General features: G+C 55.7%; 21 protein-coding genes and 1 pseudogene. 5 read left to right on the top strand and 17 right to left on the bottom strand.

Annotated elements, in window-relative coordinates; translation table 11 throughout:
* Window positions 1-75: 75 nt before the first annotated feature.
* The 5 genes from MCACP_RS00555 to MCACP_RS00535 all read right to left on the bottom strand — a co-directional run bounded on the left by MCACP_RS00555 (window position 76) and on the right by MCACP_RS00535 (window position 6351).
* Entirely contained in the window at window positions 76-957 is an 882-nt protein-coding gene (locus MCACP_RS00555; protein WP_406677471.1) for a mechanosensitive ion channel family protein, read from the bottom strand.
* 50 nt (window positions 958-1007) lie between these two features.
* The gene (gene mfd / locus MCACP_RS00550; RefSeq protein ID WP_406677470.1) at window positions 1008-4562 is read right to left on the bottom strand and encodes a transcription-repair coupling factor; all 3555 of its coding nucleotides are present in this window, start codon (window positions 4560-4562) and stop codon (window positions 1008-1010) included.
* Between the two features lie 148 nt (window positions 4563-4710).
* On the bottom strand, window positions 4711-5118 hold the full coding sequence (locus MCACP_RS00545; RefSeq protein WP_406677468.1) for a hypothetical protein: 408 nt from the start codon (window positions 5116-5118) through the stop codon (window positions 4711-4713).
* Window positions 5115-5720: an aminoacyl-tRNA hydrolase gene (gene pth / locus MCACP_RS00540; RefSeq protein ID WP_406677466.1), complete on the bottom strand. Its 606-nt coding sequence runs from the start codon at window positions 5718-5720 to the stop codon at window positions 5115-5117. Before pth ends, MCACP_RS00545 begins: the two co-directional genes overlap by 4 nt.
* A gap of 4 nt (window positions 5721-5724) precedes the next feature.
* Window positions 5725-6351 (bottom strand): 50S ribosomal protein L25/general stress protein Ctc, encoded by a 627-nt coding sequence (locus MCACP_RS00535; RefSeq protein WP_406677465.1) that lies wholly within the window; start codon window positions 6349-6351, stop codon window positions 5725-5727.
* Between the two features lie 99 nt (window positions 6352-6450).
* Here MCACP_RS00535 and MCACP_RS00530 point away from each other — a divergent pair, with 99 nt between their 5' ends.
* The gene (locus MCACP_RS00530; protein ID WP_406677464.1) at window positions 6451-7113 is read left to right on the top strand and encodes a PRC-barrel domain-containing protein; all 663 of its coding nucleotides are present in this window, start codon (window positions 6451-6453) and stop codon (window positions 7111-7113) included.
* Here MCACP_RS00530 and MCACP_RS00525 read toward each other — a convergent pair.
* The 5 genes from MCACP_RS00525 to ispE all read right to left on the bottom strand — a co-directional run bounded on the left by MCACP_RS00525 (window position 7110) and on the right by ispE (window position 12036).
* Window positions 7110-8057: a ribose-phosphate diphosphokinase gene (locus tag MCACP_RS00525; protein WP_406677463.1), complete on the bottom strand. Its 948-nt coding sequence runs from the start codon at window positions 8055-8057 to the stop codon at window positions 7110-7112. The genes MCACP_RS00530 and MCACP_RS00525 overlap by 4 nt on opposite strands.
* A 63-nt stretch (window positions 8058-8120) precedes the next feature.
* On the bottom strand, window positions 8121-9503 hold the full coding sequence (gene glmU / locus MCACP_RS00520) for a bifunctional UDP-N-acetylglucosamine diphosphorylase/glucosamine-1-phosphate N-acetyltransferase GlmU (protein ID WP_406677462.1): 1383 nt from the start codon (window positions 9501-9503) through the stop codon (window positions 8121-8123).
* A 106-nt stretch (window positions 9504-9609) separates the two neighbouring features.
* A complete protein-coding gene (locus MCACP_RS00515) occupies window positions 9610-10353 on the bottom strand; it encodes an NTP transferase domain-containing protein (RefSeq protein WP_406677461.1) in 744 nt (247 codons plus the stop codon).
* Between the two features lie 17 nt (window positions 10354-10370).
* Window positions 10371-11069, bottom strand: a complete 699-nt coding sequence (locus MCACP_RS00510; protein WP_406678640.1) for a GntR family transcriptional regulator — start codon at window positions 11067-11069, stop codon at window positions 10371-10373.
* Between the two features lie 109 nt (window positions 11070-11178).
* The gene (ispE, locus tag MCACP_RS00505; RefSeq protein WP_406677460.1) at window positions 11179-12036 is read right to left on the bottom strand and encodes a 4-(cytidine 5'-diphospho)-2-C-methyl-D-erythritol kinase; all 858 of its coding nucleotides are present in this window, start codon (window positions 12034-12036) and stop codon (window positions 11179-11181) included.
* A 241-nt stretch (window positions 12037-12277) separates the two neighbouring features.
* Between ispE and MCACP_RS00500 the strand changes: the two genes are divergently transcribed.
* The gene (locus MCACP_RS00500; RefSeq protein ID WP_406677459.1) at window positions 12278-12559 is read left to right on the top strand and encodes a late competence development ComFB family protein; all 282 of its coding nucleotides are present in this window, start codon (window positions 12278-12280) and stop codon (window positions 12557-12559) included.
* Here the strand turns inward: MCACP_RS00500 and MCACP_RS00495 are convergent, their stop codons facing one another.
* The 7 genes and pseudogenes from MCACP_RS00495 to MCACP_RS00465 form a co-directional block, all read right to left on the bottom strand.
* A complete protein-coding gene (locus MCACP_RS00495; protein WP_406678639.1) occupies window positions 12560-13246 on the bottom strand; it encodes a response regulator in 687 nt (228 codons plus the stop codon).
* A gap of 320 nt (window positions 13247-13566) precedes the next feature.
* On the bottom strand, window positions 13567-14370 hold the full coding sequence (locus MCACP_RS00490) for a polysaccharide deacetylase family protein (protein ID WP_406677458.1): 804 nt from the start codon (window positions 14368-14370) through the stop codon (window positions 13567-13569).
* 355 nt (window positions 14371-14725) lie between these two features.
* Window positions 14726-15013 carry a TOBE domain-containing protein gene (locus MCACP_RS00485; RefSeq protein ID WP_406678638.1) on the bottom strand — a complete coding sequence of 96 codons (288 nt, stop codon included), beginning with the start codon at window positions 15011-15013 and terminating at the stop codon, window positions 14726-14728.
* 303 nt (window positions 15014-15316) lie between these two features.
* A pseudogene (locus MCACP_RS00480) lies at window positions 15317-15778 on the bottom strand (ATP-binding cassette domain-containing protein); the annotation flags it as partial.
* A gap of 36 nt (window positions 15779-15814) precedes the next feature.
* Window positions 15815-16531 carry an ABC transporter permease gene (locus MCACP_RS00475; RefSeq protein WP_406677456.1) on the bottom strand — a complete coding sequence of 239 codons (717 nt, stop codon included), beginning with the start codon at window positions 16529-16531 and terminating at the stop codon, window positions 15815-15817.
* Between the two features lie 11 nt (window positions 16532-16542).
* A complete protein-coding gene (locus tag MCACP_RS00470; protein ID WP_406677455.1) occupies window positions 16543-17463 on the bottom strand; it encodes a substrate-binding domain-containing protein in 921 nt (306 codons plus the stop codon).
* Between the two features lie 56 nt (window positions 17464-17519).
* Window positions 17520-17846, bottom strand: a complete 327-nt coding sequence (locus tag MCACP_RS00465; protein WP_406677454.1) for a winged helix-turn-helix domain-containing protein — start codon at window positions 17844-17846, stop codon at window positions 17520-17522.
* Between the two features lie 204 nt (window positions 17847-18050).
* Between MCACP_RS00465 and MCACP_RS00460 the strand changes: the two genes are divergently transcribed.
* The 3 genes from MCACP_RS00460 to MCACP_RS00450 all read left to right on the top strand — a co-directional run bounded on the left by MCACP_RS00460 (window position 18051) and on the right by MCACP_RS00450 (window position 24108).
* Entirely contained in the window at window positions 18051-19328 is a 1278-nt protein-coding gene (locus MCACP_RS00460; RefSeq protein WP_406677453.1) for a DUF4829 domain-containing protein, read from the top strand.
* A 259-nt stretch (window positions 19329-19587) separates the two neighbouring features.
* On the top strand, window positions 19588-23106 hold the full coding sequence (gene nifJ, locus MCACP_RS00455; protein ID WP_406677452.1) for a pyruvate:ferredoxin (flavodoxin) oxidoreductase: 3519 nt from the start codon (window positions 19588-19590) through the stop codon (window positions 23104-23106).
* A 435-nt stretch (window positions 23107-23541) separates the two neighbouring features.
* Window positions 23542-24108 (top strand): glycosyltransferase family 4 protein, encoded by a 567-nt coding sequence (locus MCACP_RS00450; protein WP_406678637.1) that lies wholly within the window; start codon window positions 23542-23544, stop codon window positions 24106-24108.
* Window positions 24109-24111: the final 3 nt, after the last annotated feature.

Raw genomic sequence — 24111 nt, 5'->3', positions numbered from 1 at the left:
GTTTATTCATTTTTCCCTACCTTTTCTAGAACTGGTACCATGGATAAAATCCCGCTCCCGGGCAAATACTAAAATTTATGGCTGGCTTCCATTCGCCCCCAGGTACTCATGTGAAGCACGGCTTTCCTCACCTGGCTGGCTGCCGACATAAACCCGGGTGGGGTAGGCCAGGCGAACGCCGTTGTCCCGGCAGGCCTGCCAGATTTTTTCCCGCAAAGCCTTTTCCACCGTCCAGAGGGAGCCGGGCTTGGTCAGGGCGGTAATGGTAAACTGCCCGCCCTTATCCGATTTGTCAATATCGGTAACGCCGTAGATTTGGGGCGGCTCCACCGGACCATCCGGCCCCTGGATAAATTCCTGGTAGTACTCTCTCGCCACTTCCCGGCAGGCCTGGTCTAAAACCTCCCGGATCTTACGGGGGTCTTCTTCAAAGGGAAATGTGGCCGTGACAATGGCCCGCATCTCTTCCCGGTTGTAGTTGCGCACCGTTTTGATCTCGCTGTTGGCAATATAGAATTTCTTGCCGCTCCATTCCCGGATGGTGGTCAGGCGCAGGCCCAGCTCCTCCACCTTACCGGTCACCTGGCCGTTAATCTCCACCAGGTCACCAACATGGAACTGGTCTTCGAAGATGATAAAGAAACCGGTAATGATGTCTTTCACCAGGCTCTGGGCGCCAATACCAACCGCCAGGCCCAGTACCCCGGCGCCGGCAATAATGGGGGTAATATCGACAAACTGCTCCAGGGCCAGCATCACGGCCACAGCATAAATAAGATAACGTAATGTCGACGATAACAGGGTTTCCAGGGTCTTATCTTTGTGGGGATCTCTCCTGACCCTCCGGAAAAAACGATGGATAAACCTGGAAACAAGGTTGAGAACTACCAGGGCGGCCAGCATAATGACCGCCACCCAGAAGAGCCTTTCCAGGAACAAAATAAATTTCGGCTCCAAACTCTGCCACAATCGGGTTAGATTCCCGGGCGGCATACAATACCCCCTTTTTAGCCTGCCGCTTCCGCGACCAGGTATTTAATTCTGGTCAGGACATCCTCCAGCAAAGCCAGCAACCCCTGCTGGTCCAGGCCCGCCGTTCGCACCCTGATGGTCAAACCGCCAGCAGATGAAAAAGAGAGCTTGCGGGGAAAATATTGGGTCAGGTGCAGCAGCCTTTCGCCCCGCAGGTCGTGACGCTGGCCAAAATTCAATTCTACTTCCCTGCCCTTCTGGTGGACGCTGGTTACTCCAACTTCCTGGGCCAGGAGGCGTACCCGGGTGAGGCTCAAAAGATTTTCCGCCGCGGCCGGCGGCCGGCCAAAGCGGTCTTCCATTTCGCTGGCAATGGCTTCGACTTCGTTTAAATCCCTGGCCGCCATCAAGCGCTGGTAGATTTCCATCTTCAAGGCGGCATCAGGGATATACTCGTCGCTCAAGAAAGTGTCCACACTTAATTCTACGGGAGCCGCCGGCGGTGCTGCCGTTTGTCTCGCTTCCGGCACGGCTTCGCCACGCTGGCGTTTTAGTTTTTGCACAGCCTCCTCCAGAAGCTGGCAGTAGAGATCAAAGCCTACGGCCAGCATGTGGCCATGCTGTTCGGGTCCCAGGAGGTTCCCTGCGCCCCGGATCTGCAGGTCCCTAAGGGCAATTTTATATCCGGAGCCAAGGGCGGTAAACTCCCGTATGGCAGCCAGGCGTTTTTCGGCCACTTCGCCCAAGACTTTGTCCGGCCGGTAGGTGAAATAAGCATAGGCCAGGCGGTTGCTCCGGCCTACCCGGCCGCGGAGCTGGTAAAGCTGGGCCAGGCCGAAACTATCGCTCTCATCAACAATGAGGGTGTTGACGTTGGGGATATCGAGGCCGTTTTCCACAATGGTAGTACAAACAAGCACATCGTAATGGCCTTCGATAAAGTCCAGCATAATCTTTTCCAGCTCCCTTTCCTCCATCTGGCCGTGACCCACACCCACCCGGGCTTCCGGTACCAGTTGCTGGACATGATAGGCGAAGCGGTCGATATCGGCCACCCGGTTGTGAACAAAGTAAACCTGGCCGCCGCGGTCCAGTTCCCGCCGGATGGCCTCCCGCACCAGCTCCGGGCTATACTCCACCACATAGGTCTGGACGGGAAAGCGATCTTCGGGCGGCGTTTCAATCAGGCTCATGTTGCGGACGCCGGCCAGGGCCATGTGCAGGGTGCGCGGAATAGGGGTGGCCGTCATGGTCAGAACATCAACGCTGTAACGCAGCTTCTTTAACTTCTCTTTATGGGCCACGCCAAAGCGCTGTTCTTCATCGATGATAACCAGGCCCAGGTCCTTGAAGGAGACATCGCCGGACAGCAGGCGGTGGGTGCCAATGACAATATCCACCTCGCCCCTCTTTAAAGCTTTAACAACCCGCTTTTGCTCCCCGGGTGAACAGAAGCGGCTTAAAACGGCTATCTTTACCGGGAAATTCTCAAAGCGTGCCTTAAAGGTATTATAGTGCTGCTGGGCAAGGATGGTTGTCGGTACCAGGACGGCCACCTGTTTGCCGTCCATGACGGCTTTAAAGGCTGCTCGCATGGCCACCTCCGTCTTGCCATAACCGACATCGCCGCAGAGAAGGCGGTCCATAGGCCGGGGTCTCTCCATATCCGCCTTCACTTCAGCGATGGCCTTGAGCTGGTCCGGCGTCTCGGTATAGGGAAAGGCCTCTTCAAATTCTCGCTGCCAGGGCGTATCGGGTGAAAAAGCATAGCCGGGGATGGCTTCCCGTTTGGCATAGAGCTCCAGCAATTCCTCGGCCATGGCCTGGACAGCTTCCTGGACCCGGCTCTTAACCTTATGCCATTCATTGCCTCCCAGGCGGTACAAGCGCGGTACATGACCTTCAGCCCCTACGTACTTTTGCACCAGGGAGACCTGGTCAATGGGCACATAGAGACGGTCCTGGCCGGCGTACTGGATGAGGAGGTAGTCTTTTTTGACGCCTCCTACCTCCAGCTGCTTCAGGCCCAGGTAACGGCCAATGCCATGGTGAACATGGACAACGTAATCACCTTCCCGGAGATCGCTAAAAGATGTGATTTTGCTGCCTTCCCTGGCAGCCTTAAGCCGTCGTGGCCTTTTAACCCCGCCATAAACTTCCGTGTCACCCAGTACGGCCAGTCGCATCTCGGGCCAGGAAAATCCCTGTTGCAGGCGTCCGGACACAAAAAGCACCTGCCCGTTCCCGGGAACGGCAGCCACTTCATCCAAAACCTGGCTGCCTATACCCTGATCGGCCAGGGCCTGGCGCAAACTGGCCATCCGTTCCGGATCGGCTACCATAAAGATGGTACGGTAACCATCCCGCCGCCAGCGGCTAAGTTCGTCAACCAGCAGATTCATCCGCCCCTGGAAGGCCGGGATGGACTGGGCGCCAACACCGATGGCCTGCCGGGGACTGGTCCCCGGCGCCCGCCGGGGTAAGATGGAAAAGTAGAGGCGTTGGTAGCAACTGAAAAGACGCTCCAGTTCATCCGTTTCCAGGTAGGCCTGCCCCTGGGAGGGTAAAGCCAGGCCGCTGGCCAGCATTTCGGTAAAAACCCCTAAGCGTTGCTGTTCCCGCCGGCGCATTTCTTCCTGCAAACGTGCCGGGTCATCGAGAACCACCAGGGGTGGACGCGAAAAGTAATCGAAAAGGGTGGCCAGGCGCGGGTAAAAGAGGGCCTGAAGCTGGTCAATACCTTCCGGCCAGTCTCCCAGCTCCAGCCGGGCCATTACCTTCTGGATCCTCTCCTTTAACTCCCGGGCTGCCTGGGGCTGGCGGTTGCGCAGGGTAGCATATGTCTGGGAAAATTCGGCCTGCAGGGCCTCCAGCCCGGGCTTGATATCCTGTGGAGGGAGAACCTCCCGGGCCGGCCCGATGGTTACGGCCCGCGTCTCTGCCACCGACAGCTGGGTATCCGGATCGAAGAAACGGAGAGAATCAATTTCATCGCCAAATAATTCTAAACGCACCGGTTCCCCGGCACCCAGGGGATAGATGTCAATAATGCCCCCCCGGACGGCCAGCTGGCCAGGGGCTTCGACTACTTCCTGCCGTTGGTAACCGAGGGCAATTAACCTCTCCAGGAGGACCTCGCGCTTAATAGTTTGGCCGATTTCCAGGGAGAGGAGGGCCTCCTTTAAAATCTCCGGCGGCGGCAGTTTCTGGAGCAAAACATCTACCGGAATCACAAGAAGCCGCATCCGCCCGCTGACCATGTCCGTCAGGGTCTTAAGGCGCTGGCCGGCCAGTTCCGGACTGTGGGCGTATACCTCTAACGGAAGGAGCTCCCTCGCCGGGAGATAGCCGGTGCCTGAGCCCGCCAGGAAAGAATCGATGTCGGCTGCCAGGCGCCCGGCCTCATCGCTCCCTGCCGTAACCACCAGGATTGGATGGTAATCGAGGAGCATGGCTGCCAGCCACAGCCCCTTTAAGCCTTCCGGGAGGCCGTAGAGCTGTTGCTCCGCCAGGCCCTGGTTCAAGCCTTTTACTATGCTGTGAAATTGGGAACTATCTCTGACAATTTGCAATATACCATAATTATACATTTATACTGCACTCCAACCAGTATCCAAGCCTTTGTTGATGAAGAAAAGGCCCTTTTCCAGGGCCTTTTCTTTCACAATACTCCTCATCCAGTATTTATTATATTCTGCCCCCCGGAAAGAAGTCAAGTTTTATAATTGTATTGCAAAATCAATGCAGGGCTAAAATCAGCCGGTTCCAGGCCAGGTGAGCCAGGAAACCGGCGGCCAGGGCCACGTCGGCCCGGCCGAAACGAGCGAAAGCCAGGGATACCAGCAAGCCAAAAAAGGAATGGCCTGCCACCGCCGCCAGGGCCGGTTTTAGCTTGCCCTGTCTCTTGGCCTGAGATACGCCGGCCAGTTCCCAGGCGGCTTCAGCGCAACCAAATACAGCATGCACACCGGCCAGGGAAGCTCCCGTCAAAAGGCACAGGCCGGTCTTTAAAGTCTCTTCCCCCAAGGGGCCTAAAAAAGTGAGGACAGCTCTATTATTCAACCTCAGTCCCAGGAGAACGTAATTAACCCCCCAGGCTACCAGGGCCGCCAGAAGACCTGTCATTAAGGTTTTAAGAAAAATCATGGTTTAACATTAAAACGGTTCATGGCCTCCTCCAGTTCCCCTCCTTCCAGAAGGAAACGGAGGGCCTGGGCCGCCTTCTGGAGGACCGGGCCCACCAGGGCCCAGTCGCCTTCACTGAAGGGCTGTAACACGTAGTCAACCACATTTTGCCCCTCTTGCGGCCGGCCAATACCTATTTTTAACCTTGGTACGGCCGTAGTCCCCAGGGCGGTGATAATCGACTGCAAACCGCGGTGACCACCGGAGCTGCCGGCAGGCCTGATCCGCATCCGCCCCGGCGCCAGATCCAGGTCATCGTGTACAATTATCATGTCGGCCGGGGCGATATCGTACCAGCGCGCCAGGGGGGCTACGGCCCGGCCGCTATTATTCATATAGGTCTGGGGCTTGACCAGGAGGACCCGCCTTTCCCCTACCATCCCCCGGCCGATGAGCGCCTGGTGCTGGCTGGAATTAAAGTCAATTCCCAGTTCGTCGGCCAGAAGATCAAGGACCATAAAACCCGCATTATGCCGGGTCGCTTCATAACTGGGCCCGGGATTGCCCAGGCCCACCACCATCTGCACCGGCAAATTAGCGCCCCCAACTCTAGTTGTCTTCACCGGCTTATTCCGCTGCCGGTGTTTCTCCTTCTCCCGCCGGCGCTCCAGCGCCTTCTTCAGCTTCTACGGCCCGGGTACTTACCACCGTAGCGATTACGGCATCCGGTTCGGAAAGAATTTTTACCCCCGGCGGTGCTTTAATGTCGGCGACCGTCAGGTGTTCTCCCACGCCAAGGTTACTGACATCAACAGTTATACCCTCCGGCAGGTCGGCAGGCAGGCTCTCGACCTCCACCTCTCGCAGGCCATGCTGGAGAATGCCGCCCTGTTCAACACCCCTGGCTTCCCCTTCCAGGATGACCGGTACTGTAGCCCTGATTTTTTCGTCCAGGGAAATCTGGTACAGGTCCACGTGGGTAATTACACCTTTGATGGGGTGACGCTGGACCTCCCTGATTACCGCGGCAAATTCTTTTTCTTTCCCGTTCCCGGTGACGATTACCTTCAATAAAGCATTTTCTCCTTCCCGGGCGAGAAGCCTTTCCAGCTCCTTCAGGGGAATGGCCAGAGGTATATTACCCGCTTTTTTCCCATAAATAACTCCAGGTAATTTTCCCTGCCGGCGTAAACGCCTGGCCGTCTGTTTACCAGTGTCAGGCCGCACTTCTACTAACAGTGTCTGGGCTTGCATAGTCCCAACTCCTTTCAGTATTTAAGTTTAGCCTACCTGGAAACAGCATAAACCCCCTACCGGCTGAATAAGCATGTTATAAGCCGGGAGGTGAGAAGGATGTTTTATACCAGCAAAAAGCTAATGGGTATGCCCGTAGTCAGCCTGGCCGACGGCCATCAGCTGGGGCGCATCAAGCGCCTCTTAATTGACCAGCAAAAAATGGTCATTGCTGCTTTCACTGTGGACCGTAAAGGATGGTTTAAAGAGCAACCGGTAATCCCTTATAGCCATGTCAAAAGCGTCGGTAACCATGCCGTCACCGTAGACCAGGCCAGTGCCGTAGTGAAATTAAGTTCCCTGCCAGAACTGGAAGTCCTGGCCAAACATCCCCTCCCCCTGCTGGGTGCCAGGGTTATTACAGAGGAAGGTACCGTCATGGGTACCGTAGATGACTTTCGTTTTGACCCCCAGGACGGCAAGATTTATTACCTGGATATTAAAAGCGGCCTCCTCCATGGAACCAGGAGCCTCGCAACCACTCAAATCATCACCTGCGGTCGGGACGCCCTGATAGCCAGGGCAGGGGCCGAAGAAGCCCTCCAGAAACCCGGGGGTCTGTTAAACGTCAAATGGCAGGAAACTGCCGCCGGTGCCGGCAAAGCCCTCCAGGGCGCCTGCGGGATTACCCGCCGGGCAGCGGAGGTCTTTAACCGTTACCGCCAACGCCTGCCCTTTGGCCGCAAAAAAAACGGCGATCCGCCCCCCGAGGCTGGGAACTAATCGAAAAGTTTACTGACGGACAGGTCCTTGTGGATGCGGATAATGGCTTCGCCAAGGAGAGGGGCTACTGAAAGGCGCCGCAGCTGGGCCATTTCTTTGCTTTCCGGTACGGGAATGGTATTGCAGACGACTACTTCCTGCAGCGGTGCTGCGGCCAGGCGTTCCCGGGCCGGCCCGGAAAGTACCGGGTGGGTACAGCAGGCGTACACAGCTCTGGCGCCCTGCTCCATTAAAGCCCCGGCCCCCTGGCAAATGGTCCCCGCCGTATCGATGAGGTCATCGATCATGATGACCGTTTTATTTTTAACATCACCGATGAGATTCATAATCTCAGCCACATTGGGTGCCGGACGCCGCTTGTCGATGATGGCAATTTCGGCTCCGATGCGTTCGGCAAAATTTCGCGCCCGGGTCACCCCTCCCAAATCCGGCGACACGACTACAGCACGGTCAAAGCCCTTGCTTTTGAAATAATCGGCAAGTATCGGTACTGCCGTCAGGTGGTCAACCGGGATGTCAAAGAAACCCTGGATGGCCGCCGCATGGAGATCCATGGTCAGTACCCGGTCGGCACCGGCAGCGGTAATCAAGTTGGCTACCAGCTTGGCCGAGATGGGATCCCGGGCCCGGGTCTTGCGTTCCTGGCGGGCATAGCCATAATAAGGTACCACCGCTGTAATGCGCCAGGCTGAAGCGCGCCGCAAAGCATCAATCAAGATTAAAAGTTCCATCAGGTTATCATTGACGGGCTCACAGGTGGGCTGGATGACAAAGACATCCTCGCCCCGGACGCTCTCATCGATGGCGATACTGATTTCACCATCGCTGAAACGGCTAACCTTAGCCGCGCCCAGAGGTACGCCCAGGTAGGCGCCAATCTCCCGGGCCAGCTCGGGGTTGGCATTGCCGCTAAAGATTTTTAAACGTGCGCTCTCTGTTTCCATTTTCTTTTTAATAACCTCCAGGTTCCAGGGGAAAGGTTTAACGCTGTATTTACTTCGCCTTTTTTACCTTTTTTCCTGCCTTCTTTCTTCGCCTTTTTTACCCCTGGAGGGTAAATTAACCTGCCTTTCCCGGGCCAGGGCCAGGGACCCGGCCGGTACATCTTCGGTAATGGTAGAGCCGGCACCTATCAGGGCCCCGGCCCCTACCCTGACGGGGGCAACCAGGTTGGTATTACTGCCAATGAAAGCCCCGTCTTCAATAATCGTCGGCCACTTTTGCCGGCCGTCGTAATTACAGGTAATGGTCCCGGCGCCTATATTTACCTCCCTACCCACGGTAGCATCACCCAGGTAAGTCAGGTGCGGCACCTTGGAACCCCGGCCAACCCGCGAAGCCTTAATTTCGACAAAGTCTCCCACCTTAACGCCTGCTTCCAGGATAGTCCCCGGCCGCAAATAAGCAAAGGGGCCTATCTGGCAGCCCGGGCCAATAGTGCTTTCCAGGACTACGGCATAGGTTATGGTACTACCGTCTCCTACCTGGCTGTCCCGGATGGTAGTCCCGGGGCCCAGGCAGCATCCGGCACCAATAATAGTATTCCCCTCAAGGAAGGTACCAGGATAAATAATCGTGTCCCGGCCAATGGTTACCGTAACATCTATATAAGTCGTTTCCGGATCGATGATAGTTACTCCGCTCTGCATATGGGCGGCATTGATCCGGCGCCGCCAAACGGCCCCGGCTGCTGCCAGCTGGGCGCGGTCATTGACCCCCAGGACCTCTCCGGCGTCTCCGGCAACCAGCGTCTCGACCCGGAGCCCCTGGTCTACGGCCAGGGCCACGACGTCGGTAAGGTAATATTCCCCCTGGTCGTTATCAGGTTTTAACTGGGCCAGGGTCGGCCAGAGAAAGGCGGCAGCAAAACAATAAATACCGGTATTAATTTCATTAATTGCCTTCTCGGACGGGGTGGCATCCCTTTCTTCGACTATACCCTTAACCCGCCCCTGCCCGTCGCGGATAATGCGTCCGTAACCGGTGGGATCGGCAATGCGGGCCGATAGGATTGTAACAGCGGCTCCCGTATCCCGGTGATGCTGTAACAGCCCGGTTAAAGTAGCCGGCCTGATCAGGGGGGTGTCGCCGCAAAGGACCAGAACAGTATTGGCTTCCCCGGCAGCTTCCCGGGCCTGGGCCAGGGCATGACCGGTGCCCAGTTGCTGCTCCTGGAAGGCGTATTTCTGCTCCGTTCCCAGAACGGCCTTGACTTCACCGGCCCCGTGGCCTATGACGATGATGTTATCCTCAATGCCGGCTTCCCTGGTTGCCGCCAGGACGTGTTCCAAGAGGCTGCGCCCGGCTATACGATGAAGCACCTTGGGCAGCCGGGAATGCATCCGCTTCCCCTGGCCGGCGGCCAGGATAACGGCAACTGTTTCGGCCATTGGATCTCCTCCAAATCAGGGTTCTGCCAAAAACGGTGCCTTCTGGTGGGGATATGTCCCCATCCTTACACCCAACAAATTTTCATTGTTTCGTAGTGGGGGGGCGTTAGCCCTCTATGAAGGACTCCTTCGGCCCACTGCCCAAAACCCTTCTGGCAAGTTCCAGATCGCTTTCCTTGTCAACGTCGATACCGATTTCGGGATACGGGGAGATTATCCCTGCCCCCCGGGCTCCCAGCAGGCGGGAGAAATGCTTTTCTGCCTCGGCAATTGTCAAGCGGTGGGTTAAAAACTTTACTATAAACTTAAGGCCTGCCAGCCGGCTTAAAGCCAGGGGGCTCTTGCGCAATCTTACCAGTTCCTGGCCCCGGCGGGCGCAGATAGGTAAGGCCGAGGTCTTAATTAAAACCATATTACCGCCGGTGAAGGTTCCATCGCGCAGGCGGACATAGGTGCGTTTTACTCCGGGATAGCTGGCCTCATTGCATTCCCGGCTGACGATGGGGTAATAAAAATCGGCCGGCCGTTCCTGGCAACGGTCCAGGAAGTCCCTTACTGCCTCGGGCTTCAGCAAAGGAATATCGGCGGTAACCAGGAGCAGCCATTCGGCGTCCGGAAAGGCTGCCGCTCCGTTCAAGGCGCTGTCTACAGCCGTTCGCCCGGCCGGCACAAAGGTGACATCAGGGGGAAGGGCCGGGGCAAGTTCCTGCGGGCCGGCCACCACCAGTCTCCGGATACGTCCCGAAGCCAGGAGGGCTTCCGCCACCCAGGCAATCATAGGCCGGGAACCGACAGGTAACAGGGCCCGGCCTTCTTGATCCCCGGCGAGGATAACAGCATCCACCTCCACCCTTAACCCCCCCTTCTTTATTTTTTAGGGCCCCCGCTGGAACGCATTTCTTCCCGGATGGCCTCCATCATCCGATTCTCGGCGTTTTCGATGTGTTCCTGGGCGAGGCGCCGGGCAAGTTCTATATTGCGGGCGGTAATGGCTTCCACCAGTTGTTTATGTTCCTCCAGGGCTTCCCGCATCCGCCCCGGCGTTCCCAGGGAAGTGGTACGAAAACGCTGGATTTGTTCCCGCAAGTTATTGATAATTTGTACTAAGCGGTCATTGCGGCTGGCCCGGTACAGAACATCATGGAACTGGGTGTCAACCTCAATGAGGGTCTCCAGGTCGTCGGCCGCCACGCAATCAGCCACTTTTATTAACAGGCGCTCCAGCTCGTCTAACTCATCATCCGTAATGCGTTCACAGGCCAGGGCGGCGGCCAGGGACTCCAGGGCGGAGCGAATTTCAAAAACGTCGGCGATATCCTTGGTGGAAAGGTCGGCCACATAAGCTCCCTTGCGGGGAATCATCACGACAAAACCTTCCAGCTCCAGCTTGCGAATGGCTTCCCTTACAGGGGTCCGGCTGACACCCATTTCTTCCGCCAGCTGGACTTCCATGAGCCTTTCGCCGGCTTTCAGCTGGCCATTGATAATGGCTTCCCTTAGGGCTTCAAACACGATTTCCCGTAAAGGTTTATAGTTTTCCAGTTTACCGTTGAGGAGATTCTTCATTGTACCACCTTTGCCATAGCCGTTTACCAAATATAACCCCCCCTCCGAGAAATTTTGTCCCAGGACCTTGGCAGAGCGCCCTGCACCCAGCTCATTCAAGCGGCCCCACCTATAAAGTGCAGGTTACTATTGTCTCCGGGTAAGTTTGCCGCAACCGGGAAGCGATGCTGATGGCCGTCTCCCGGTCGGGAGCCACCCCAAAGACCGTCGGGCCGCTGCCGCACAAGACGGCCCGTTCCGCTCCGGCAGCCATAAGGCTTAATTTAATGGCCATCACTTCCGGGTACAACCGGCAGGTCACTATCTCCAGGTCATTACCCAGGGCCCTGACAAGCTGCTCCCGGTCACCGGCCTTTAAGGCCGCCAGGGCCTTTTCCTCATCAGGGGGTTCCGGGTTCTGCCGCGAGGGGACAGCATCCCAGCCCTGATAGACGGCTGCCGTGCTGACGCCAAAGGGAGGTTTCACCAGCACCAGCCAGAGCCTGGGAGCCGGCGGTAAAAGATATAATTCTTCCCCCCGGCCCCGTCCCAGGGCCGTGCCACCCAGGACACAAAAAGGTACATCCGACCCCAGCCTGGCCCCTTCCCGGGCTAACTGTCCTGGTGTCAGGCCCAGGTTATACAGGTAATTAAGCCCTAGTAAAGTAGCCGCCGCGTCACTGCTGCCCCCGGCCAGGCCGGCCGCCAGGGGGATCCTCTTGGTGAGGGTGATGCGCACACCCGGAAAACCATATCGCTGCTGAAGTAAGGCGGCCGCCCGGTGTACCAGGTTGTCGGGACCGGCGGAAAGAGGTGCCCCCCTGACTTCAAGTTTAATACCTTCAGGACACCGGCTCAAGGTGAGGGAATCCTGCAGGGCAATGACCTGGAAAATGGTGCTTAAGTTATGAAAACCATCCGGCCGGCGGTCCAGGACCTTCAGAGTCAGATTTATTTTACCATAAGCCCGCACTTTCAGGGCATCCAAAAAAAGGCATCTCCTTAATTTAAACTTTTTTGCTAAGTAATTATTAGGCATTGCGGCGCTAATTCCTCTTTTGGTGACTATAGCTATTCTCACCACGGGGGTAAGCTGATATACCAGTAATAGTCGCGTTATTTTAATTTTTAAATCCAGGGGAAAAGAAGGAAGGAAAACGGGGTAAGGCGAATATTTAGGCTAAAAACAAAAACATAATTGCCGGTTGAAAGGCGGAAAGGAGAAACAAATGGCCAGAGAACTCTTTTTAAAGAACTATATGGAGGACTGTGTATGGGAGCTGCTGGACCAGGTCCTCAGCCAAGACCCTGAGGCCTGCCGCTGTGATACCTGTCGTCACGATATAGTAGCGCTGGCTTTAAACCAGTTGCCGCCCCGGTATGCGGTGCGGGAAAAGGGGGCAATTTACTCCAAACTGGCCATGCTGGAAGCCCAGCACCGGGCCGATATTTACCGCGCCCTTACCCAGGCGCTGATGAAGGTCAAAGAAGCCCCCCGGCACGACTGCTGATTAATCGCGAAATTTATACCCCACACCACGGACGGTGATGATATACTGTGGGTTGCTGGGGTTTTCTTCTATTTTTTCCCGTAAATGGCGGATGTGGACGTCGATAGTGCGCGTATCGCCGTAATACTCCCCTTCCCAGAGACGTTCCAGCAGTGCTTCCCGGCTGAAAACCCGCCCCCGGTTTTCCGCCAGCAGGTGCAGGAGCTGGTACTCCTTCAAAGTCAAATCTACGGGTTTACCCTTTACCGTGACCACATGGCTGGCCGGGTTAATCACCACATCGCCGATGGTGAGGATTTCGTCCGGCTGGCGCTGGTTTTCTGCCGCCCGGCGCAAAATAGCGCGTACCCGGGCCACCAGTTCGCGGGGACTGAAGGGCTTGGTGAGGTAATCATCGGCTCCCAGTTCCAGCCCCAGGACCCGATCTATCTCTTCCCGGCGAGCCGTAAGCATAAGGATGGGGGTATTGCCCCTGGCCCTCAAGCTGCGGCAGACTTCAAAGCCGTCCACTTTAGGTAGCATTACATCTAAAATAATAAGATCCGGCTTTTCCGTAGCCGCCTTTTGCAGGGCCTCCGCCCCATCACTGGCCGTTACGGTAGTAAAACCCGCCTGTTGCAGGTTAAAGGATACCAGCTCCAATATCGCCGGCTCATCATCAACAATCAGCACCTTGGGCACTGCCACCACCACCTTTCGCGCCTATTATAGCGTAGTTAATTAAAATCCTGCAAGAGTGGATTAGTAAAACTCATCCAGTTAGCAATTATCTTGACTAGCAAAGGGGGAACTTACACCAGGGTACCCTCTATATTTATGACGAACCATGCTTTTGAACTGTGGGGCAGTAACGTCACAGTGGGGCCCCGAAAAAATCACGGAACGGTACGACAACATGCTCGATACGGTCGAGGTGGTCTGTGTCGGCGTTTATCTTTTCTTGGGCCTTAATGAGATGTCGAATAGCTCCGCCCCCTTCTGGCCGGGTGTAAAAAATGGTTAAAGGTTTACAGGTCGTTTAAAGTTCCGAAGGTATAACCTCTACTTTTTAATTCCAGTATTACGTCGCCGAGTACCTCGGTGTTGCTCCGGCTGACAGCATGGAGGAGAAGCACCGAACCAGGAAATGCACCTTTAAGAATAGTCGTCCTGGCGAACCCTTTTTCCGGCTGTTCATCGGTCAACCAGTCACGGTAGGCAAAACTCCACAAAACGGCCCGGTAACCATTGTCCCTGGCTGTTTTTAAGACAATCTCGCTGAAGACCCCTTGCGGGGGTCGGAAAAATTTGGCGGCGGGCACCCCCAAGGCGGCTAGCCGCTGGTCGACGCTTTTCAGTTCCCTGGTAATTCCTTCTGGGGTAAGGCTGCTTAAGTCCGGGTGAGTTTCTGTGTGATTGCCAACAATGTGTCCCTCAGCGGCTATTCTCTTAACAAGCTGGGGCTGTTTTTTGACGAAATCGCCCGTCACAAAAAAGGCCGCTTTTACATTGTGCTGCTTTAAAGTATCTAAAATCTTGGCGGTATACCCGGCCTCATATCCCAGGTCGAAGGTCAAATAAATCTTTTTTTGCGGCGGCCCGACAAAGATACCATTATATTTATCCAGCAGTCGTTCTATTTCCGTTGCTGTCCGCGCTCTGCCATCCTTTAATTGATACCAAAAACTGAAAGATTTGGAAGATAAAATTTCTTCCTGTTGCGGTTTCGTGTCTTTCGTCGGCCAATCCGGCTTCTGCTCCACCTTCCGGGGTTCCTGAAGTTCGGCCTCGTTTTGTTGTTCCCCGGGTACAATGTATTGCTTATCCACCACTGCCGGGGGCGTTTCTTTTACAGGAGGGTCATTGTTGACAGTAGAAACACGGGAACAAGCAGTGAAGGTGGACGCGAATAAGACCGGTAGGATTAAGAATAAAATTTTTCTAATTATCTTGTCATCGCCCCACTATTAATGTTGTTTTTACACAACTCTACAAATCGACACTAAGGACCGGTCTTAGTATAGCATACCTAACTCCCGGGGCCAACACGTACGCCTATATATTTCCATTAGGAATCGCTGCCGTTACCAAAAAGGCGCTTTTTCCTGCCGTGCATTTCTTGCTTACCTGCTAGTGGGCCTATAAAAGTACGGCGGATTAAGGAGGCATAATATGGTGCGGTGCCGGTTACGCCGGGATCAAGTGCACGGCTTCCGGCGGGAAGGTGGCCAGAACTTCTCCTCCCGGCTGCAGGCAGCCCTGACGCAGCTGCGAAGCCCCGGCCAGAGCCACCAGGGGCAGGCCGCAGTCGAGTTCAATCCGGTACAGGCCCCCCTGGGGTATAATGTGCCTGATCCGCCCCCGCAAGCTGTTAGCCATTGGCACAGCAGCATTAACACCCTGAATAATTATTTCTTCCGGCCGCAGGCAGGCAACCACCCGCCCGCCCACGCGCGTAGCAGCCAGGATGGTCATCCCCCCCTGGAGGCGGACCTGGACGGGGCCACTGCCGTTTAAGCGTGCCTCACCCGGCAGGAGATTGGTAATGCCGACAAAGGCAGCCAGCTCCACGCTGGCCGGCTGCCGGAGAATATTTTCCGGGGTGCCGCTCTGGACGATTCGCCCCCCCTGGAGGGCCGCCACGCGGTCCGCCAGAAAAGGCAGTTCGTTAAAATCGTGGGTCACAAAAATAGCTGTAATCCTCGTCTGCCGCAGGATAAGGTAGAGTTCTTCCAGCAGGGCGCTCCTGGTGGGAGCGTCCAGGGCGGCAAAGGGTTCATCCAGAAAAAGGATCCGCGGCTCCACGGCAAAAGCCCTGGCCAAACTGACTCGCTGGGCTTCACCGCCAGAAAGTCGCCATGCCGGCCGGCCAGCCAGGTGGCTGATCCGGAGAACCTCCAGCCAGCGTTCCACCCGCTCCTTTACTACCGGCCAGGGAATACCCCGGAAACGCAGGCCCACAGCAACGTTGTTAAAAACTGTCGTATCCAGCAACAAGGCCTCCTGGAAAACCACCGCCAGCTGCCGGCGCCAGGAGAGAGCCCGGTGGTAATCGATTTTTTGCCCGTCAAAGAAAATGCTGCCGCTATCCGGCTCTTCCAGTAAGGCCAGGACCTGCAGCAGGGTACTTTTGCCGGCACCGTTGGGGCCGATCAGGCCCCACACCTCTCCCCGTCCGATTTCCAGGCTGTCGACGGCCAGAATCTCACGCCCGCCCTTGCTGACCCGCAGTCCTTCAGCCCGGATGCTGATACCCATCGAACTCCCCCCGCGGAATTAATTCCTCCTGCCGTCCGGTACAGCCCGCGTCCGCTGCTGTAAAAGGGTCAGGAGGGCCGTAACGCCGAAGGCCAGGGCCAGGAGGATAAAGCTCAAGGCCATGGCAATATCAAAATGCCCCCTGGACACCTCCATTACCGTGGCCGTAGTCAGGACCCGGGTCTGGTGCATGATGTTCCCGCCAACCATCATTGCCGCCCCAACCTCGGAAATAACCGCGCCGAAACCGGCAATAATAGCCGCCAGGATGCCCAGGCGGGCTTCTTTGATGAGGGTCCAGTATAACTGCCCCGGTGAAGCCCCCAGGGCCAGGACCTGGGTCTTAAGTTTGGCCGGCAGCTGCTGGATGGCGGCCATGGTCAGGCCGGTTACCAGGGGGGCGGCAATAAATGCCTGGGCAATTACCATGGCCGCCGGGGTATAAATGAGCCCCAGCCGGCCCAGGGGGCCGCTGCGCCAGAGAAGTAAACTCACCCAGAGACCAACGACTACCGGCGGCAGGCCCATGCCGGTATTGACCAGGCTGACGATGAGCCGGCGGCCGGGAAATTCCTTCAGGGCCAGGAACGTGCCCACGGGGACCCCCAGGAAAACGCTAACGGCCGTAGCCAGGCCGCATACCTTGAGGGTCAGGGCTACCACTTCCATGACCTCCGGGTCCAGCCTGATTAGTATCTTGAAGGCCTGTACCAGTCCCTGCCAGACTGCATCCACGGTTTATCCCCCTACCGGCCCAGGGTGTTTTCATCTTTACCGGCATCGGGGAAGAAGAGGGACTGGCCGAATTTATCTTTGCCAAAGTCGCCGATGACCTTCTGCGTCTCCGGGGCTATCATGAAGTCCACAAAAGCGCTGGCGCCTTCGCTGTTAATGGCCATCCCGGGGAATTTATCCGGGTTCACCTGCATGACATGGTAAATATTCAGCAAGGCCTTATCTCCCTCCACCATGATGTCCAGTTTAAGATTCTTCTTCAACGCGAGGTAAGTGGCCCGGTCCGTCAGGGTGTAGCCGCCTTTTTCAGAAGCGATGTTTAAGGTCTGCCCCATGCCGGCTCCGGCCTCCTGGTACCATTTACCTGCCGGTTTAATATTGGCTGCCTGCCAGATGGTTTTCTCCATCTTATGGGTGCCGGAATCATCGCCCCGGGAGATAAAGATGGCTTGTTTAGCGGCAATCTCCTTAAAAGCATCCGCCGCCTTTTTGACCCCTTTAATCCCGGCCGGGTCGCCGGGCGGGCCGACAATAATGAAATCATTATGCATGACCAGCCGGCGATTAATGACTGTCCCTTTTTGCACCAGCTGCATTTCAGCCTCCGGGGCGTGGACGAGGAGAACATCGGCATTGCCCTGGTCGCCCATGGCCAGGGCCTGTCCCGTCCCAACGGCAGTGGTCTTGACGGTATAGCCGGTTTTTCCCTCAAACATGGGGATCAGGACATCGAGTAAGCCGCTATCCACGGTGCTGGTAGTTGTCGCTAGAATCAGGTCCTTTTTAACCGGAGCTTTAGCAATATCTTTATTAGCCACAGGTGCAGGCTGGTTGTTTCCCGGACCGGCGGCCCGCCCGCAGCCGCCTGTCCCTACTACCAGGAGGAAACCCAGGGCGATTAAGGCGGCGGTAAATTGCTTAATTTTTGCCATTATGTATCCCCTCTCATTATGTTTATTTCAGCATAGCGGTGGCATAAAAAAGAACCTTAACCAAAGTGACGTTGAAAAGCCGCTTCGATGGCCTCCCCGGCCTCGCGTCTAAACTGCTTGTAACGCTGCAAAAACCACCTGCCGGCGGGCGTTAGTTCAGCCCCGCCTCCCGTCTCACCCCCCACCCGGGTAGAGAGAAGCCTTTCCCCCAGGCGGCCTTCCGCCTTTTTAACCTGGCCCCACGCCTGGCGGTAGGACATGTTGAGGCTCCGGGCCGCCTGGTTAATGGAACCCCGCCGGTCAATCTCCTGCAGGAGCTCAAAGAGGCCCTCGCCAAAAACATGCTCGCCATCTTCCAGCCAGAATTTATAACGCACCCGCATACTCTCCACCTCAGAACTAGTTTAATTGTAAATTTCCGGGAAAGCCCGGTCAAGGCTTTTTTGTAAAAAACTATTTGCACCTCCCGGCTTTGGGTGTACAATAGCTCCAGGTAAAGTATAATTCTTATTTCCCGGTGGGGAACCTTAATTTGGGAAAATACGTCTATAATTTATGATAGGTATTTTAAATAAAGGAGAATATATATGCGGAGAGGTTTATCTATATTTCTAGCGGCGGTTTTAATCATCCTGAACCTGGCCGGTTGCCAGACCCGTAAAGAGACAGCGGCTACCTTTAATGAATTTAAGGATGAGATTACCGGCCTGGAGTTTTATGTAACCCAGCAGCCAGGCGGAGAACCCCGCCAGGTTATTAACCTCGTTGACAAGCAGCTGACCCAGCGCTTTTTACGTCTCCTCGGTCCGCTGCCCAAAATTGACCCGCCACCTAAATCCTGGTATGGCAGCAAGGACTATCTTGCCTTCAAATACATAAGAAACGGCGAAACTATCGCCAGCAAGCAGTATCCTTACTGGCATCTGGATAACAACCCCGGCTACCTGGAACTGGAAGACGGCTGGCACCAGGTACCGGCGGAATTTGCTGCAAAACTGGCTCCCCTGGCCGAATACCCCGAGGCCTCCAGCGACATCGACCCGGCCGATGCCGCTTTTCTAAAACAGTACGGGTGGACTATTTTCTATAAAATTAAAAGCTATAACGGCCGCCTCCCCGAAAGGTTTATCCATGAATCCGGGGAATATCCCGTTTCCCTGTACTATGCCTATAACAATGAACTGAGTAAGGATGTGGGCCTTGATCTCAGCCCGTACCTGGGTAAAAGTGTAACCGTCAACCTTTATAAAATCGAAGAGCCCCTGCCGGCTTTCATGGCCCCCCGCCAGGAGGCCAACCGGGCCGTTATTGTTAAAGACGGCCAGAAAATAGTCGGCGCCTGGCTGGACGCCGGCCGGCATTATGCCTTTGCCTGTTCCCTTAAAGGGCGGCGGCTGGAGGAAATCACCGGCAAAACCTGGGGCGAGTGGGTAGACCAGTATATCGACCATGATAACCCCCAGGAGAAGCTAATCAGCCAGATGACGCCGGAAAAAGTTATTGAGACCTACTACGAAGCCATCGACAACAAAGATCCCCGGACGGCCCATGCCACGGAAACCCGCCGGCGCCTGGTAAGTTACCTGTTCCGCAACATGGACAACAACCGCCTCTATAATTATTCCTACGCTACCAATGATGCCGACGAAATAAACAACATCACCCGGGCCAAAGTGATCCGTATTCAGCCCTACCATGATTCGTCGTCAGAGCAGGCAGATGTTAAGAAATACATGGTGGAAGTAGACATCAACGTCCGGCGTGTCATCAGCTACGATAGTGGCCGCCAAATTCGTTTTATTACCCTGCGGCGGGAAACTCCGACCACCGGCTGGCGCATTGATGATATAGGTACGGGGCCCTAAGAGGCTTTCGGTTCAGGAAAACCTGTTTTTTGCTTGCATCCGGACAGGATGTTCCCGGCGATGGTATAGCCGGGAACATCTCCCTGCAAGGTCTTTTTTGTGTAATTATTTTGTATTCTTATTATTATATTTTATGTGTATTATGTGTATTGCATACTTGGTATTGACCATTTTTTTTTCTAATGATAGATTAATATATGGAATCAATATAGGGACCAGGGGTATGGCTTAAATTTCTTGGTGAAGGAGAATGCCCATTATGCCCAAGCAACCATTTGATGGTAACACTGCAGCCGCCCATGTGGCTTATGCCATGTCCGAGGTGGCTACCATTTACCCCATTACGCCATCCTCGCCCATGGCCGAAATTGCTGATGAATGGGCCGCCCACGGCCGCAAGAACATTTTCGGTAAGACGCTGAAGGTTATCGAGATGCAGTCGGAGGCTGGTGCCGCCGGGGCTGTCCACGGTTCCCTGGTCGGTGGTGCCCTGACGACCACCTTTACTGCCTCCCAGGGGTTACTGTTGATGATCCCCAATATGTACAAGATTGCCGGCGAACTTTTGCCCACTGTTTTCCATGTAGCTGCCCGGGCCCTCTCCACCCATGCCCTGTCCATTTTCGGCGACCATGCCGATGTCATGGCCGCCCGGCAGACAGGTTTTGCCATGCTGGCTTCCGCCTCGGTGCAGGAAGTCATGGATCTGGGCCTGGTAGCCCACCTGGCTACCCTGAAGGCAAGGGTGCCCTTTGTCCATTTCTTTGATGGTTTCCGGACCTCCCACGAGATCCAGAAGATCGACGTCATTGAATATGAAGATATGGCCAAACTGGTGGATTGGGAGGCCATTCGCGCTTTCCGCGCCCGCGCCTTAAATCCGGAGCACCCCCACCAGCGGGGTACAGCCCAGAATCCGGATATCTACTTCCAGCAAAGGGAAGCGGCCAACCCCTATTACCTGGCCACGCCGGGCATTGTCGCCCAGGTGATGGAGCAGGTCGGCGCCCTCACCGGTCGCTATTATCACCTCTTTGATTATGTAGGCGCCCCGGATGCGGAACGGGTCATTGTTTCCATGGGGTCGTCCTGCGAGGTCATCGAAGAAACTGTCAATTACCTGGTGGACAAGGGCGAAAAGGTTGGCCTCATTAAGGTCCGCCTCTACCGGCCCTTCTCGGCCGAGCACTTCCTTAAGGTGTTACCGGCTTCAGTGCAACGGATAGCCGTCCTGGATCGTACCAAGGAACCCGGTGCCGCCGGCGAACCCCTCTACGAGGATGTGCGGGCGGTCCTGGCCGAAAACGGCAGGAATATCCTTGTCGTTGGCGGCCGCTATGGTCTCGGCTCCAAGGAATTTTCCCCGTCCATGGTGAAGGCCGTCTTTGACAACCTGGCGGCGGACACGCCCAGGAACCATTTCACCGTGGGTATTATCGATGATGTCACCAATACTTCCCTGGAAATCAAAGAATATATCGATACGGCACCCAAAGGGACTTTCCGCTGCAAGTTCTTTGGCCTGGGTTCCGACGGTACCGTAGGCGCCAACAAAAACTCCATTAAAATTATTAGCGATCATACCGAACTTTATGCCCAGGGTTACTTTGAATATGACGCCAAAAAATCAGGTGGTGTCACCATCTCCCACCTGCGCTTCGGGCCCCAGCCCATTAAATCATGCTATTTAATCGATCAGGCGGATCTCATCGCCTGCCATAATCCTTCCTATGTCACCCGTTATGACCTGCTGGAAGGTATCAAACCGGGCGGGATTTTCCTCCTGAATTCCCCCTGGAGCGCCGAGGAGATGGAAATCCGCCTGCCGGCGGCCATGAAGCGGACCATTGCCAGTAAGAAACTGCGCTTCTTTAATATCGATGCGGTAAAAGTCGCCCAGGAAGTCGGCCTTGGCGGGCGCATTAACACCATCATGCAGGTCGCCTTCTTTAAGATTGCCAATGTTATTCCGGTAGACGATGCCATCAAGTATATTAAGGACTCCATCGTCAAGACCTACGGCAAAAAAGGCGAGCAAATCGTTAACATGAACCTGGCCGCCGTGGACCGAGCCCTGGAAGGCCTGGAAGAGATTAAATACCCGGCTGCCTGGGCCGAAGCCCTGGACGAGGCCGCAGCCACGACCACGAATGACGAGCCTGAATTCATTCGTAAGGTCGTGCGGCCCATAATGGCCCTGAAGGGCGACCAGCTGCCTGTCAGCACGTTTACTCCCGACGGGGTCTTCCCCACCGGTACCACTAAATATGAAAAACGGGGGATTGCCGTCAATGTTCCCCAGTGGCTACCTGAAAACTGCATCCAGTGCAACCAGTGCTCCCTGGTCTGCCCCCATGCGGCCATCCGTCCCTACCTGGCGCGGCCCGAAGACCTGGCCCAGGCTCCGGCATCCTTCGTCACCAGAGATGCCATTGGCAAAGAGGCTGCCGGCCTGAAGTTCCGCATCCAGGTGTCACCCCTGGACTGCACGGGTTGTGCCAACTGCGCTGATGTCTGCCCGGCCAAGGTCAAGGCCCTGACCATGGTGCCGCTGGATGAAGTGGTGGCCGTGGAAAACGAAAACTATAAATTTGCCGAGCAGCTGCCGGAAGTAAAGGTTAATTTCAACCCGGCCACCGTTAAAGGTAGCCAGTTCCGCCAGCCTTTGCTGGAATTCTCCGGTGCCTGCGCCGGATGCGGTGAAACGCCTTACGTCAAGCTCGTCACCCAGCTCTTTGGCGACCGGATGATTATTGCCAATGCTACCGGGTGTTCTTCCATCTGGGGCGGCAGCGCACCCACCTGCCCGTACACCGTCAACCGCCAGGGCCACGGTCCGGCCTGGGCCAGCTCCCTTTTTGAGGACAACGCCGAGTTCGGTTACGGTATCAGCCTGGCCGTGGAAAAACGCCGGGAAGAGCTAACCGACGCCATTACCAGGGTCCTGGCCGCACCGGTCAGCGCCGCCTTCAAGGCGGCCTGTGAGGCCTGGCTGGCCGGCAAGGAAGACGCCGACCGTTCCCGGGAGTTAGGCGATCAAATTAAAGCCCTCCTGCCGGAAGAGATCAAGCAGGCCGACGGCGGGGTTAAGGAACTGCTGCTAGCCATTGACGGGCTGAAGGATTACCTGACGAAAAAATCCATCTGGATCATCGGCGGCGACGGCTGGGCCTACGACATCGGCTACGGCGGCTTGGACCATGTGCTGGCCAGCGGCGCCAATGTCAACATCCTGGTCCTGGATACCGAGGTCTACTCCAACACCGGCGGTCAGTCCTCCAAGGCCACCCAGACCGGTGCCGTGGCCAGGTTCGCTGCCGGCGGTAAATACACCAAAAAGAAGGACCTCGGCCTCATGGCCATGTCCTACGGTTATGTCTACGTGGCTTCCGTAGCCATGGGAGCCAGCCATACCCAGCTGATCAAGGCTCTGGTGGAAGCGGAAAAATACGATGGTACTTCCCTGATTATAGCCTATGCGCCCTGCATTAACCACGGTATCGACATGAGCCACAGCCAGCTGGAAGCCAAAAAAGCAGTCGAATCCGGATACTGGCCCCTGTACCGCTACAACCCGGACCTGATCAAAGAAGGCAAGAACCCGTTCATTCTCGATTACAAGGCTCCTAAAGCCAGCTTCCGGGACTTCCTGATGGGCGAGATTCGTTACACCTCCCTGCAGAATCAGTTCCCGGAAAAGGCCGAAGAACTCTTTGCCAAGGCCGAAGCCGATGCTAAAGCCCGGCTGGAATACTACAAGAAGCTGGCGGAAGGGTAAACCTATCCCTGAAGTGCATCAGGCCCTGGGACTGTAAGTCAAGCAGCGCCCAGGGCTCTTTTTTAATGTTTTTCTATCTGAAATATCAGTAAATTTTTGGCCATACAAACAAGTTCGGTCGTTGATCACTTTTAGGAGGGGTAAAGCATAAAAATAGGATCCTGAAAAAATCTAGCTCGAAAAACGGCGAGAAGTAGTTACCATTTCTTACCGTGCAACATAATTTAGTACTATCAAAGATAATAAAAGGAGTGATGTTTCATGCCCCTGACCGCCAGCGCCACTGTTGCCGGGTGGTGCCGAACGTTACCAGGTGGACCTTTGCCGCCTGCTCAAAGAAATGGGCTTTTACGTCGAGGTCTGGCAGATCGGCGGCGGCTGGACCAGAGAATTCGATGGCGTACGGATTCGCAGCATCCCGGTAACAAAAAGTGAATACTATACCTTCCCCGACCTGACTACCGCCTTTTACGAAAACTCCATGGCCTTCGATTACGCCATCTACTTTATCCTCACCCTGGCTTACCCGCTGGCCAGGGAAAAAAGCATTGCCATCAGCCGCTTGAGTTTCACTTCTGCGGCCGGGGCCATAATGATAATGCCGAAAAACTCATGGCCCAGTGGGCAGCCGGCCGGGAGCGCTGTTTCTACTACTGGAAACCCCTGGAGATGATGCCGGAAATTTACCGGCAGGCCGATATTGTCCTGATCCCCTCCCGCTCAACTGAAGGCACCAGCCTGGCTGCCCTGGAAGCCATGGCCTGCGGTAAGCCGGTAATTGCCGGGCTGGCGGGCGGTTTAAGCGACATCATCATCCACGGCTATAACGGTTATTTAATTAAGCCGACTGTAGAAAACCTGGTGGCAGCCATTGAAGATCTTGCCCTAAATAAGGACAAGAGAAAGCTGATGGGCCGGCGCGCCCGGGAAGTGGCCGTGACCTTTGACCGGAAAATATGGGCTGAGCGCTGGGCCAGGGTGCTGGGGGAGGTATTTCGCTAAGCC

It is taken from the genome of Neomoorella carbonis (genome assembly GCF_045278715.1).
GTDB lineage: Bacteria > Bacillota > DSM-521 > Neomoorellales > Neomoorellaceae > Neomoorella > Neomoorella carbonis.
The sequence above is the reverse complement of the archived record's forward strand: the minus strand, read 5'-3'. Positions and strand labels throughout refer to the sequence as shown.